The 13,462-nt window shown below is 69.5% G+C and carries 13 protein-coding genes; 10 read left to right on the top strand and 3 right to left on the bottom strand.

What is annotated here, in order from left to right:
* Positions 1-33: 33 nt before the first annotated feature.
* The 3 genes from FHR56_RS06085 to FHR56_RS06075 all read right to left on the bottom strand — a co-directional run bounded on the left by FHR56_RS06085 (position 34) and on the right by FHR56_RS06075 (position 2,265).
* Complete coding sequence (locus FHR56_RS06085) at positions 34-930, bottom strand: hydroxymethylglutaryl-CoA lyase (protein WP_160946642.1); 897 nt, start codon at positions 928-930, stop codon at positions 34-36.
* Between the two features lie 145 nt (positions 931-1,075).
* Positions 1,076-1,480 (bottom strand): VOC family protein, encoded by a 405-nt coding sequence (locus tag FHR56_RS06080; RefSeq protein ID WP_160946643.1) that lies wholly within the window; start codon positions 1,478-1,480, stop codon positions 1,076-1,078.
* Complete coding sequence (locus FHR56_RS06075) at positions 1,477-2,265, bottom strand: enoyl-CoA hydratase-related protein (RefSeq protein ID WP_160946644.1); 789 nt, start codon at positions 2,263-2,265, stop codon at positions 1,477-1,479. The genes FHR56_RS06080 and FHR56_RS06075 overlap by 4 nt, the downstream gene beginning before the upstream one ends.
* 123 nt (positions 2,266-2,388) lie before the next feature.
* Between FHR56_RS06075 and FHR56_RS06070 the strand changes: the two genes are divergently transcribed.
* From FHR56_RS06070 to greA, 10 genes are all read left to right on the top strand, one after another.
* Positions 2,389-2,640 carry a FeoA family protein gene (locus FHR56_RS06070; protein WP_184502436.1) on the top strand — a complete coding sequence of 84 codons (252 nt, stop codon included), beginning with the start codon at positions 2,389-2,391 and terminating at the stop codon, positions 2,638-2,640.
* On the top strand, positions 2,637-4,496 hold the full coding sequence (locus tag FHR56_RS06065) for a ferrous iron transporter B (protein ID WP_160946645.1): 1,860 nt from the start codon (positions 2,637-2,639) through the stop codon (positions 4,494-4,496). Before FHR56_RS06070 ends, FHR56_RS06065 begins: the two co-directional genes overlap by 4 nt.
* Before the next feature lies 1 nt (position 4,497).
* The gene (locus FHR56_RS06060; protein WP_152238849.1) at positions 4,498-4,752 is read left to right on the top strand and encodes a DUF6587 family protein; all 255 of its coding nucleotides are present in this window, start codon (positions 4,498-4,500) and stop codon (positions 4,750-4,752) included.
* 73 nt (positions 4,753-4,825) lie between these two features.
* Positions 4,826-6,034, top strand: coding sequence for a PLP-dependent aminotransferase family protein (locus FHR56_RS06055; RefSeq protein ID WP_160946646.1), 1,209 nt, complete (start codon positions 4,826-4,828; stop codon positions 6,032-6,034).
* Between the two features lie 19 nt (positions 6,035-6,053).
* Positions 6,054-6,755, top strand: coding sequence for an MOSC domain-containing protein (locus tag FHR56_RS06050; protein ID WP_160946647.1), 702 nt, complete (start codon positions 6,054-6,056; stop codon positions 6,753-6,755).
* A 527-nt stretch (positions 6,756-7,282) separates the two neighbouring features.
* A complete protein-coding gene (gene dapB / locus FHR56_RS06045) occupies positions 7,283-7,999 on the top strand; it encodes a 4-hydroxy-tetrahydrodipicolinate reductase (protein WP_160946648.1) in 717 nt (238 codons plus the stop codon).
* A 162-nt stretch (positions 8,000-8,161) separates the two neighbouring features.
* Positions 8,162-9,316: a glutamine-hydrolyzing carbamoyl-phosphate synthase small subunit gene (carA, locus tag FHR56_RS06040; RefSeq protein WP_160946649.1), complete on the top strand. Its 1,155-nt coding sequence runs from the start codon at positions 8,162-8,164 to the stop codon at positions 9,314-9,316.
* Positions 9,316-9,741, top strand: coding sequence for a four helix bundle protein (locus tag FHR56_RS06035; protein WP_160946650.1), 426 nt, complete (start codon positions 9,316-9,318; stop codon positions 9,739-9,741). Before carA ends, FHR56_RS06035 begins: the two co-directional genes overlap by 1 nt.
* Before the next feature lie 3 nt (positions 9,742-9,744).
* A complete protein-coding gene (carB, locus tag FHR56_RS06030) occupies positions 9,745-12,987 on the top strand; it encodes a carbamoyl-phosphate synthase large subunit (RefSeq protein WP_160946651.1) in 3,243 nt (1,080 codons plus the stop codon).
* 8 nt (positions 12,988-12,995) lie between these two features.
* Positions 12,996-13,460 carry a transcription elongation factor GreA gene (gene greA / locus FHR56_RS06025; RefSeq protein WP_184502593.1) on the top strand — a complete coding sequence of 155 codons (465 nt, stop codon included), beginning with the start codon at positions 12,996-12,998 and terminating at the stop codon, positions 13,458-13,460.
* Positions 13,461-13,462: the final 2 nt, after the last annotated feature.

Raw genomic sequence — 13,462 nt, 5'->3', positions numbered from 1 at the left:
CGTGCGTGCCTGCCGCCGCGGACCTGTTGCGGCTCAGCCCTCGGCGCCCAGCGCCTGGCCGACCTTGCTGCCGGTCGGGCGGCCGAGTTTCTGCGCCAGCCAGCGCCCGGTCGCGGCCAGCGCCGGCAGGTCGATGCCGGTTTCCACGCCATTGCCGTGCAGCAGGTAGACCACGTCCTCGCTGGCTACGTTGCCGCTGGCGCCCTTGGCGTACGGGCAGCCGCCGGCGCCGGACACCGCGGCATCGACCACGCGCACGCCTTCTTCCAGGCAGGCGGCGATGTTGGCCAGGGCCTGGCCGTAGGTATCGTGGAAATGCACCGCCAGCGCCGCCATCGGCACCGCCGTGGCGACCGCGCGCAGCATCGCCCGCGCCTTGCCGGGCGTGCCCACACCGATGGTGTCGCCCAGCGAAATCTCGTAGCAGCCCATCGCGTGCAGCCGCTGCGCCACCCGCACCACGTCGGCCAGGGGAACCTCGCCTTGGTAGGGGCAGCCGAGCACGGTGGAGACGTAGCCGCGCACCTTGACCCCGTCCGCGGCCGCGCGCTCCAGCACCGGGGCGAAGCGCGCCAGCGATTCGTCGATGCCGGCATTGGTATTGGTGCGGTTGAAGGCCTCCGAGGCGGCGGTGAACACCGCTACCTCGCGTACGCCGACCGCGGCGGCGCGTTCGTAGCCCTGCAGGTTCGGCACCAGCACCGGGTAGTCCACGCCCGGCACCTGCGCGATGCCGGCGTAGACCTCGGCCGCATCGGCCAGCTGCGGCACCCATTTCGGGCTGACGAAGCTGGTCGCCTCGATGCTGCGCAGGCCGGTGCGCCCCAGCCGCGCGATCAGCTCGATCTTGTCGGCGGTGGCGACCCAGGCCTTCTCGTTCTGCAGGCCGTCGCGCGGGCCGACCTCGACGATGCGCACGCGGTCGCTCATCGCCGAGATTCCTGTGCCGTTGGCCGGGCACTGCACACGAAACGGGAAGCGACGAGGGTCATGGGAATTCCTGATAGGAAGAGATCGTGAAGCAGCGGCACGCACGGCCGTCGTCATCTACACCGGCGCGACATGGCCGCGCGGATCAGGCCGTTGCGGGGTGGTGACAGACCGCTTCGATGTTGTGGCCGTCCGGATCCAGCAGGAACGCGCCGTAATAGTCGGGGTGGTAGTGCGGACGCAGGCTCGGTGCGCCGTGGTCGCGGCCGCCGGCGGCCAGGCCGGCCTGATGGAAGGCATCCACCTGCGCGCGGCTGGCGACGACGAAGGCCACGTGCACGCCGTGGTCGCCAGCGTCGCGGCCGCCGTCGGCGATCCAGAAGCTGGGCTTGCCATCGCGGCCGAAGCCGACGTGGCGCTGGCCGCCGCTCTCTTCGGCGCTCACCTGCATCACCACGTCCAGGTCCAGCGCGGCCAGGGCGGCGCGGTAGAAGGCCAGGCTGCGGTCGAGGTCGCTGCAGCGCAGGCCGAGATGATCGATCGGGTTCATGGGCTGGCCCTCCAGGCCGGTTCGCGTTTTTCCAGGAACGCATTCAGTCCTTCCTGGCCCTCGGCCGAGACCCGCAGCTGCGCGATCAGCGCGGCGTTGGCCTGGTCCAGCACATCGCGCTCGCCGCCGGCGGCAACCCGCCGCACCAGCGCCTTGGCGCCGGCAGCGGCCAGCGGCCCGGCCTGGCCGAGCAGGGCGACCTGGCGCTGCACCGCCGCGTCCAGCGCCTCCGGCGCCACCGCCTGGTGGACCAGGCCGATCTGCGCCGCGGTGGCGGCGTCGAAGGTTTCCGCGCTGGCGAACCAGCGCCGCGCCTGGCGCGCGCCGATCGCCGCGATCACGTACGGCGAGATCACCGCCGGCAGCAGGCCCAGCCGGCTTTCGCTGAGCGCGAAGCGCGCATCGGTGGCAGCCACGGCGATGTCGCAGCAGGCGACCAGGCCGACCGCGCCGCCGAACGCGGCGCCCTGCACCCGTGCCACGGTGGGCTTGGGCAGTTCGTCGAGCAGGCGCATCAGCCGCGCCAGGGCCAGCGCGTCGTCCAGGTTTTCCTGCTCGCTGGCGCCGGCCATCGAGCGCATCCACTGCAGGTCGGCCCCGGCCGAGAACGCCGCGCCGGCGCCGGCCAGGACCAGCACCTGCACCTGCGGATCGGTGCCGATCTGCAGCAGGGCGTCGCTGAGCTGCGCGATCAGCGCGGCGTCGAAGGCGTTGCGCACCTCGGGTCGGTTCAACTGCAGCGTCAGGACCTTGCCGGATCGTTGCAACAACAGGACATCGCTCATCGAACACGCTCGTACGCAGGGAAAACGGCAGCCATACGGAATGATAGCCGGCCGTGCCGGCGCCGCCATGACGCGCCGCGGCGATGCTACAATTGATAACCATTCTTATCGACGGAACGTGCTGTGACGTTGTCCGATATGCCGTTGCGCAGCAGCGCCCTGGTGGAATCCGTGCACGACCGCCAGCCCAACGACGCCATCGCGCGGCGTCTGCGCGAGCTGGGCTTCGTCGCCGGCGAGCAGGTGCAGATGCTGGCCAGCGGGCCGATCGGCGGCGAACCGCTGCTGGTGCAGGTGGGCTATACGCGCTTCGCGCTGCGCCGCAGCGAGGCGGCGCGGGTGCAGGTCAGTACGCTGGACGAGGTGCGCACGTGAGCGCGGTCGCCGTGCCGCTGCGGCTGGCCCTGGTCGGCAACCCGAACTGCGGCAAGACCGCGCTGTTCAACCAGTTGACCGGCAGCAAGCAGAAGGTCGCCAACTACGCCGGCGTCACCGTGGAGCGCAAGGAGGGCCGCTTCCGCGCGCCGTCCGGGCGCGAGTTCGCGGTGCTGGATCTGCCGGGCGCCTACAGCTTGCAGCCGGCCAGCCTGGACGAGGCGATCACCCGCGACCTGTGCCGTGGCTTTTACCCGGGCGAGCCGGCGCCGGACGTGCTGGTGTGCGTGGTCGACGCCACCAACCTGCGCCTGCACCTACGCTTCGCGCTGGAGTTGCGCGAACTGGGCAAGCCGATGCTGGTGGCCCTGAACATGGTGGATGCGGCGCAGCGCCGCGGCATCCAGATCGACCGCCAGGCGCTGGAGCAGGCGCTGGGCGTGCCGGTGATCGAGACCGTGGCGGTGCGCCGCAACGGCGCGCGCGCCCTGGTCGAGCGGCTGGACACGCTGGCGCCGGCACTGCCGCCGGCGGTGGCGCCGGCCGAGGGGCAGGGCGACTACCACCAGCAGGTGCGCGCGATTCTCGCCGCGGCGGTGTCGATGCCGACCCGTACCTCGCGCATCGACGACGCGCTGGACCGCTGGTTGCTGCACCCGGTGGCCGGCCTGCTGACCCTGGCCGTGGTGATGTTCCTGATCTTCCAGGCGGTCTACGCCTGGGCCGCGCCGCTGATGGACCTGATCGATGGCGGCACCAAGGCGCTGGGTGCCTGGGTTGGCGGAACGCTGCCGGAGGGGCCGCTGAACAGCCTGCTGGTGGACGGCATCATCGCCGGCCTCGGCGGGGTAGTGGTGTTCCTGCCGCAGATCCTGATCCTGTTCGCCTTCATCCTGGCGCTGGAGGAATCCGGGTACCTGCCGCGCGCGGCGTTCCTGCTCGACCGCATGATGGCCGCGGCCGGCCTGTCCGGGCGCTCGTTCATCCCGCTGTTGTCCAGCTTTGCCTGCGCCGTGCCCGGGATCATGTCCACCCGCAGCATCCAGGACCCGCGCGACCGCCTGGCGACCATCCTGGTGGCGCCGCTGATGACCTGTTCGGCGCGCCTGCCGGTGTACGCGCTGCTGATCGGCGCGTTCATCCCGCAGCGGCAGGTGTGGGGCGTGTTCAACCAACAGGGACTGGTGCTGTTCGGCCTGTACTTCGCCGCCATCGCCAGTGCGCTGCTGGTGTCGTGGACGATGAAGAAATGGCGCCGCGACAAGGGCGAGCATCCGCTGCTGCTGGAGCTGCCGTCCTACCGCGTGCCGCACCTGCGCGATCTGGCGCTGGGCCTGTGGGAGCGCGCGGCGATCTTCCTCAAGCGCGTCGGCGGCATCATCCTGGCGTTGACCATCCTGCTGTGGTTCCTGCTGTCGTTCCCGGCGCCGCCGGCCGATGCCACCCTGCCGGCCATCGACTACAGCTTCGCCGGCCGTATCGGCCACGCCATGACCACGGTGTTCTCGCCGCTGGGCTTCAACTGGCAGATCTGCATCGCGCTGATCCCCGGCCTGGCCGCACGCGAGGTGGCGGTGTCGTCGCTGGCGACGGTGTACGCGCTGTCGGCGGCCGACGACGATGCCGCCGCGCAGGCGTTGTCGCCGCTGATCCACGATGGCTGGTCGCTGGCCACCGCGCTGTCGCTGCTGGTCTGGTACATCTACGCGCCGATGTGCATTTCCACCCTGGCCACGATCAAGCGCGAGACCAATTCGTGGAAGCAGATGAGCTTCGCCGCGTTCTACCTGTTCGCGCTGGCGTATCTGGCCTCGCTGGTCACCTACCAAGTCGCGGTGGCGCTGGGAGCCGGCTGAGATGAACGCCTCGCTGCTGCTGCAGTACCTGGTGATCGCGCTGGCGGTACTGGTCAGCGCCTGGGTGGTACTGAAGAAGCAATTCCCGGGCACCGCGCGCAAGCTGCGCGGCGCACTCGCACTACGCCTGCTCAAGCCGGGCCGGGCGGCCTGGCTGCAGGCGCTGGGGCGGCGCATCGCACCGCCGGCCAGCGCCGGCGCTGGCGCCTGCGGCGGCTGCGACAGCTGCGGGCCGACGCCGCCGCGGCGGCACTGAGCCGCGCCACGCGTTGCCGGCCCGCGCCTGCTTGTGCGCCGCACATGCGCGCGGCGAGGGCGGCGTCTATCCTATGCCGATGACCAATCCATTCCCGTTCTCCCGCCGTGCGCAGGCGCTGACCAGTTCGGCGATCCGCGAAATCCTCAAGGTCACCGAACGCCCTGAAGTGATCTCCTTCGCAGGCGGTCTGCCGTCGCCGGATACCTTCCCGGTCGCGCGCATGCGCGAGGCCTGCGACAAGGTGTTGCGCGATGCGCCGCAGGCCGCGCTGCAGTACGGCCCGACCGAGGGCTATCTGTTGCTGCGCGAATGGGTGGCGGCGCGGTTGAGCCGCGACGGCGCCAGCATCCGCCCCAGCCAGGTGCTGATCACCACCGGATCGCAGCAGGGCCTGGACCTGCTCGGCAAGGTGTTCATCGACGAAGGCAGCAAGGTGCTGGTGGAAACGCCCAGCTATCTCGGCGCGCTGCAGGCGTTCTCGCTGTTCCAGCCGGCGTTCGCGGCAATGCAGTCGGACGACGACGGCGTGGTGGTGGATGCGCTGGACGATGCGCAACTGGCCGGCGCGCGCTTCATGTACGTGCTGCCGAACTTCCAGAACCCGACCGGGCGGCGCCTGCCGCTGCACCGGCGCCAGGCGCTGGTGGCGCGTGCGGCCGAAGCCGGCGTGCCGATCGTCGAGGACGATCCCTACGGCGAGCTGTGCTACAGCGGCGACACGCTGCCGAGCCTGCTGTCGATGAACCCGGACGGCGCCATCTACATGGGCTCGTTCTCCAAGGTGTTCGCCCCGGGCCTGCGCCTGGGCTACCTGGTCGCGCCGGAAGCGGTGCACGCCAAGCTGGTGCAGGCCAAGCAGGCGGCCGACCTGCACACGCCGTCGTTCAGCCAGCGCATCGTGTACGAGGCGGTGCAGGACGGCTTCCTGGATGCGCACATCCCCGGCATCCGTGCGCTGTACGCCAGCCGCTGCGAGCAGATGCTCGCCGCCCTGGCCAAGTATTTCCCCGCGCAGGTGCGCTGGAATCGCCCGGCCGGCGGCATGTTCATCTGGGTCGAGTTGCCGGCGGGCATGGACGGCGGCGCGCTGCTGAGCAAGGCGATCGAGCGCAATGTGGCGTTCGTGCCGGGTGCGCCGTTCTTCGCGGTCGCGCCGCAGCGCAATACCATGCGGCTCTCGTTCGTGACCGTGCCGGCCGAACGCATCGAAATGGGTGTGCGCATCCTCGGCGCGCTGTTGCAGGACGAGGTCGCCGCGCACCTGCGCGCGACGGCCTGAGTTCGGTGTCGTGCCGTCCATGACACCCTCCGGTTCCGCCGTGGCAGCGTGGACCATCGATGCGGTCCTGGTCGGCCGCGCCCAGGCGTTCACCCGCCCGGGCAGCCGCAGCGCGATCGACAAGCGGCCGCAGGCCGGGCGCCTGCGTATCGGGCTGGAGGGGCTGGAACTGGACGAGCAGGGCGACCGCCGCGTGCATGGCGGCCCCGACAAGGCCTTGCACCATTATCCGCGCGACCATTACCCGGCCTGGCGCGAGGAACTGGGCGCGCATGCCTTGCTGGACGCGCCGGGCGCGTTCGGCGAAAACCTCAGCAGTTGCGGCGTGACCGAAGCCGACCTGTGCCTGGGCGACCGGCTGCGCCTGGGCACGGCCGTGGTCGAGGTGTCGCAGTCGCGACAGCCGTGCTGGAAGTTGTCCGACCGCTTCGGCGTGGCCGCGCTGGCGCGGCGCGTGCAGGACAGCGGCCGCACCGGCTGGTATTACCGCGTGCTGCAGCCCGGCGAAGTCGCCGCCGGCGACAGGCTGGCGCTGCTGGAGCGGCCGCATCCGCAGTGGTCGCTGGCACGCCTGGTCGGGCTGCTGTACCGCCGCGAGATCGACCCGGCGCAACTGCAGGACGTGCTGGCGCTGCCGCTGGTGCCGAACTGGCGCACCTTGTTCGAGCGGCGCCTGGCGCAGCGCGCGGTGGAGGATTGGGACAAGCGCTTGCTGGGGTAGGCGCCGGAGTAGGGCAGCAAGGCGCCACCGTTCCTGTGTCTGTCGTCGTGTGGCGTGATTGGGTGGCACCGCGTCGGGGCTGAAGCCCCTCCCACACACTTCCCGGCAAGCGACGCCGTTGATGGTCTGTAGGAGCGGCGTCAGCCGCGACGAACGCGGCCGCGTTGTATCCGAAGCAGGGATCGTTCGTACCGGACATGCTCCGAGCAAGGCGATGCAGATGTAGCGTCGGTCGCGTAATGGCAGCTGGCACCGCGCGAGATCGGGCGGTCCAGCGTCGGGGCTGAAGCCCCTCCCACAGGGGTGTCCAATCGGCTGCGATGTCTCTCGGCAGGTGCCAGGGGCCAGGTGCAAAGTGCCTCGCCTGGCGGCTTTTTCGTCGCTTCCGGTGCCGCCATGCCCTTGTGGGAGGGGCTTCAGGCCGACGAGTGAAGCATCGCCACGTCCGAGGCGGCGCGTCGGGTGCTTGCGTCTCTGGTGCACGTGCCCTCTGTCGCGCCCGCCCGCAAACCGCTAGCCTTGTGCCGATGACGACTTCTCCGTTGCGTGTGTTGATCCATGGTGCGTCCGGCCGGATGGGCCAGGCGTTGTTGCGGCTGGCCGCGCAGGACCCGGCGCTGCAGGTGGTGGCCGCGGTGGTCCGCCGCGCGCCGGCGCAGCGGGTGATCGACGGCGTGCCGTACTTCGCCGCGGCCGAGTTGGGCGGGGTGCCGGCCTTCGACGTGGCGATCGATTTCAGCCTGCCGCAGGGCTTCGATCCGGTGCTGGCATTGTGCTCGGCGCGCGGTGCGGCGCTGGTGTCCGGCACCACCGGGCTGGAAGACGCGCAGCGGCAGGCGCTGGCCGCCGCGGCCGAGCGCATTCCGTTGATCTGGGCATCGAACTTCAGCCTGGGCGTGGCGGTGCTGCACGACCTGGTCGAGCGCGCCGCCGCGGCGCTGCCGGGCTGGGACTGCGACATCGTCGAATCCCACCACGTGCACAAGCAGGACGCACCCTCCGGCACCGCGCTGACGCTTGGCGACGCGGCTGCCCAGGGCGGCGCCACCCCGCGCTACGCCAGCCTGCGCGCCGGCGACATCGTTGGCGAGCATCTGGTGCAGTTCGCCGGACTCGGCGAGCGGGTCGAGCTGGTGCACCGCGCCAGCAACCGCGACATCTTCGCCCGCGGCGCGCTGCATGCCGCCGCGCGCCTGCCGGGGCGTGCGCCCGGGGCCTACCGGCTGCGCGACCTGCTCGGCTGAACAGGCGCTTCACCCAAACGGCTGGCGCGGACCGCCCCGCGCCGGTACAATTCTCGCTCGCCTGTTACCCATCGCCACGGACCCGGAGAAGCGCCGAGTTCGCGGTTTCTTGCAGCCTGCAAGTTGGTGGGGCAGGGTTCCTCTCTCCCCAAGGCGAACCCCGTGACTCAACCCGCAATCCTTGTCCTTGAAGACGGCACCGTGTTCGAGGGCGAATCCGTAGGCGCTGCCGGCCTGTCCGTCGGCGAAGTGGTGTTCAACACCGCCATGACCGGCTACCAGGAGATCCTCACCGATCCCTCCTACGCCCGCCAACTGGTCACGCTGACCTACCCGCATATCGGCAACACCGGCTGCACCGACCAGGACGACGAGGCCGCCCAGGTCTGGTCGGCCGGCCTGATCGTGCGCGACGTGCCGCGCCGCCCCAGCAACTGGCGCAACCAGGTGGCGCTGCCGGACTGGCTGATCCAGCGCGGCGTGGTCGCGATCGCCGGCATCGACACCCGCAAGCTGACCCGCATCCTGCGCGAGAAGGGCTCGCAGAACGGCGCGCTGATGGCCGGCGAGGTCAACGTGGACACCGCGCTGGAAGCGGCGCGCACGTTCCCGGGGCTGAAGGGCATGGACCTGGCCAAGGTGGTGTCCACCGACAAGGCCTATCCCTGGCGCGACGGCCAGCTCGACCTGGACAGCAACGCGTTCGTGCAGGCCGAACCCAGGTTCAAGGTCGTCGCCTACGACTACGGGGTCAAGCTCAACATCCTGCGCATGCTCGCCGAGCGCGGCTGCGAGGTGACCGTGGTGCCGGCGCAGACGCCGGTTGCCGAAGTGCTGGCGATGAACCCGCACGGGGTGTTCCTGTCCAACGGTCCCGGCGACCCGGCGCCCTGCGACTACGCGATCGCCGCGATCAAGGAACTGCTGGCGCGCAAGGTCCCGACCTTCGGCATCTGCCTGGGCCACCAGTTGCTGGCGCTGGCCGCCGGCGCGCAGACCCTGAAGATGGGCCACGGCCACCACGGCGCCAACCACCCGGTGCAGGACCTGGACAGCGGCCGGGTGATGATCACCTCGCAAAACCACGGCTTCGCGGTGGACGAGGCGACCTTGCCCGCCAACGTGCGCGTCACCCATCGCTCGCTGTTCGACGGCAGCAACCAGGGCATCGCGCTCACCGACGCGCCGGCCTTCAGCTTCCAGGGCCATCCTGAAGCCTCGCCGGGTCCGCGCGACGTGGCGCCGCTGTTCGATCAGTTCGTGTCGCTGATGCGGGACCCGGGACCCGGGACCCGGGGATCGGAAAAGGCCGCGTAATGGCGGTCTCCCATTTCCGGGATCTCGAAGTTTGGCAACTGTCCATGCAGCTCGCCGAAGCAGTCTATTCGTTCACGGCGTCATTGCCGCACGTCGAGCGTTACGGATTGACTTCGCAGCTGCAGCGTTCTGCCGTATCGATTCCTTCAAACATCGCTGAAGGCAATGCACGCGGCGCTACACGAGACTACGCGCGTTTTGTGGCGATCGCGACGGGATCGTGCGCGGAACTACAGACGCAGTTGTTGCTGGTCGAGCGGCTTGGAATGGGTGAACACCAAGAACTTAGCGTTGTGCTGCAGCTTTGCGAGCGCGTCAGCCAAATGCTTTCCAGATTGCAACAATCATTGCAGCGTCGGCTTGAATCCGGGTCCCGGGCCCCGGGTCCCGGGTCCCGCATTTCCGAGAACGTCGAGGATTACTGAACCATGCCACGTCGCACCGACCTCCAAACCATCCTCATCATCGGCGCCGGCCCGATCGTCATCGGCCAGGCCTGCGAGTTCGACTACTCCGGCGCGCAGGCGTGCAAGGCGCTGCGCGACGAGGGCTACCGCGTGGTGCTGGTCAACAGCAACCCGGCCACGATCATGACCGACCCGAACATGGCCGACGCCGTTTACATCGAGCCGATCAACTGGCAGACGGTCGAGAAGATCATCGCCAAGGAAAAGCCCGACGCGCTGCTGCCGACCATGGGCGGGCAGACCGCGCTGAACTGCGCGCTGGACCTGGCCGACCACGGCGTGCTGGAGAAGTACGGCGTCGAGCTGATCGGCGCCAAGCGCGAGGCCATCCGCATGGCCGAGGACCGCGAGCTGTTCCGCGTGGCGATGGGCGAGATCGGCCTGGAGTGCCCGAAGGCGGCGGTGGCGCACACGCTGGAGGAGGCGCTGGAGATCCAGGCCACGGTCGGTTATCCGACCATCATCCGCCCCAGCTTCACCCTCGGCGGCAGCGGCGGCGGCATCGCCTACAACCGCGAAGAGCTGATCGAGATCGTCGGCCGCGGCCTGGAACTGTCGCCGACCAGCGAAGTGCTGGTCGAGGAGTCGGTGCTGGGCTGGAAGGAGTTCGAGATGGAAGTGGTCCGCGACACCGCGGACAACTGCATCATCGTCTGCTCGATCGAGAACCTGGACCCGATGGGCGTGCACACAGGCGACTCGATCACCGTGGCCCCGGCGCAGACTCTCACCGACAAGGAATACCAGCGCCTGCGCGATGCCTCGATCGCGGTGCTGCGCAAGATCGGCGTGGATACCGGCGGCTCCAACGTGCAGTTCGGCATCAATGCGCAGACCGGGCGCGTGGTGGTGATCGAGATGAACCCGCGCGTGTCGCGCTCCTCGGCGCTGGCCTCCAAGGCCACCGGCTTCCCGATCGCCAAGGTCGCGGCCAAGCTGGCGGTCGGCTACACCCTGGACGAGCTGAAGAACGAGATCACCGGCGGGCTGACTCCGGCCTCGTTCGAGCCGTCGATCGACTATGTGGTCACCAAGATCCCGCGCTTCGCCTTCGAGAAGTTCCCGCAGGCCGACGCGCGCCTGACCACGCAGATGAAGTCGGTGGGCGAGGTGATGGCGATGGGCCGCACCTTCTCCGAGTCGCTGCAGAAGGCGCTGCGCGGCCTGGAGACCGGCAAGATCGGCCTGGACCCGACCGGCCTGGACCTGAGCAGCGAAGACGACCTGGCCACGCTCAAGCGCGAGCTGAAGGCGCCCGGCCCGGAGCGGCTGTTCTACGTCGCCGATGCGTTCCGCGCCGGCATGAGCGTGGAGCAGGTCCACGCGCTGTCGTTCATCGATCCCTGGTTCCTCGACCAGATGGAAGACCTGATCGCGCAGGAAGCGCAGGTGGCCGCCGACGGCCTCGGCGCGCTCGACGCCGCGCGCCTGCGTACGCTCAAGCGCGCCGGGTTCTCCGATGCGCGCCTGGCCGAGCTGTGCGGCACCAACGAAGCGGCGGTGCGCGCGCTGCGCCGCGCGCACAAGGTGCGCCCGGTGTACAAGCGGGTGGACTCGTGCGCGGCCGAATTCGCCACCAGCACCGCCTACCTGTACTCGACCTACGAGGACGAGTGCGAGGCCGCGCCGAGCGACCGCGACAAGATCATGATCCTCGGCGGCGGTCCCAACCGCATCGGCCAGGGCATCGAGTTCGACTACTGCTGCGTGCACGCGGCGCTGGCGCTGCGCGAGGACGGCTACGAGACCATCATGGTCAACTGCAATCCGGAGACCGTGTCCACCGACTACGACACCTCCGATCGCCTGTACTTCGAACCGCTGACCCTGGAAGACGTGCTGGAGATCGTCGAGCTGGAGCAGCCCAAGGGCGTGATCGTGCAGTACGGCGGGCAGACCCCGCTGAAGCTGGCGCGCGCGCTGGAAGCCAACGGCGTGCCGGTGATCGGCACCTCGCCGGACTCGATCGACCTGGCCGAGGACCGCGAGCGCTTCCAGCAGCTGGTCGACACGCTCGGCCTGAAGCAGCCGCCGAACCGCATCGCCCGCAACGCCGATGAGGCGCTGGTGCTGGCGCGCGAGATCGGCTACCCGCTGGTGGTGCGTCCGAGCTACGTGCTCGGCGGCCGCGCCATGGAGATCGTCTACGGCGAATCCGACCTGGCGCGCTACGTGCGCGACGCGGTCAAGGTCTCCAACGATTCGCCGGTGCTGCTGGACCGCTTCCTCGACAACGCGGTGGAAGTGGACGTGGACATCATCGCCGACCACAGCGGCCAGGTGCTGATCGGCGGCGTCATGGAGCACATCGAGGAAGCCGGCGTGCACTCGGGCGATTCGTCCTGTTCGCTGCCGCCGTACTCGCTGTCGCCGGCCACCCAGACCGAGCTGCGCCGCCAGGTGGTCGAACTGGCCAAGGCGCTGAACGTGGTCGGGCTGATGAACACCCAGTTCGCGGTGCAGGTCAACGATGCCGGCGACGACATCGTCTACCTGCTGGAAGTGAACCCGCGCGCCTCGCGCACCGTGCCGTTCGTGTCCAAGGCGATCGGCGTGCCGCTGGCCAAGATCGCTGCGCGCTGCATGGCCGGCAAGACCCTGGCCGAGCAGGGCGCGCTGAAGGAAATCGTGCCCGACTACTACTCGGTGAAGGAGGCGATCTTCCCGTTCGCCAAGTTCCAGGGCGTCGATCCGATCCTCGGCCCGGAGATGCGTTCCACCGGTGAGGTGATGGGCGTGGGCCGCAGCTTCGGCGCGGCGTTCGCGCGTGCGCAGGAAGCCGGCGGCATCAAGGCGCCGCCGCTGGGCAAGGCCTTCGTGTCGGTGCGCGATCCGGACAAGCAGCGCGTGCTGCCGGTGGCGCAGGCGCTGGTCGAGCGCGGCTACACCCTCGTCGCCACCCGCGGCACCTGCGCCTGGTTGCAGCAGCACGGCCTGCAGTGCGAGCAGGTCAACAAGGTCGCCGAGGGCCGCCCGCACATCGTCGATCTGATCAAGAACGGCGAAATCGTGTATATCGTCAACACCACCGAGGGCCGGGCGGCGATCTCCGACTCGTTCTCGATCCGTCGCGAAGCCCTGCAGCATCGCGTCACCTATTCGACCACGGTCGCCGGCGCGCGTGCGCTGGTGCATTCACTGGAATTCCGCGGCACCGGTCCGGTCTGGGCGCTGCAGGAACTGCACAAGGAGCTGGAAGCGTGAGAGCCCCGATCACCATGCAAGGCGCGCAGCGGTTGCGCGAGGAACTGGATCACCTGAAGTCGGTCAAGCGTCCCGAGGTCATCACCGCGATCGCCGAGGCGCGTGCGCACGGCGATCTCAAGGAAAACGCCGAGTACCACGCCGCGCGCGAGCAGCAGGGCTTCATCGAAGGCCGCATCAAGCAGCTGGAGAGCGAGCTGTCGCACGCCGAGGTCATCGACGTCAGCAAGCTGGCGGTCGGCAGCAAGGTGGTGTTCGGCGCCACCGTGACCCTGGCCGACGTGGAGACCGACGAGGAGAAGCGTTACCAGTTGGTCGGCGACCTGGAGGCGGACATCAAGCAGGGCCTGATCGCGATTTCCTCGCCGTTGGCGCGTGCGCTGATCGGCAAGATGGAAGGCGACAGCGTCAGCATCGACGCCCCGGCCGGACGCCGCGAGTACGAGATCGTCAGCGTCGCCTACGTCGGCTGATC

Origin of the sequence: Xanthomonas sp. F10 (assembly GCF_014206815.1) — a bacterium.
Taxonomy (GTDB): Bacteria; Pseudomonadota; Gammaproteobacteria; order Xanthomonadales; family Xanthomonadaceae; genus Xanthomonas_A; species Xanthomonas_A indica.
The sequence above is the reverse complement of the archived record's forward strand: the minus strand, read 5'-3'. Positions and strand labels throughout refer to the sequence as shown.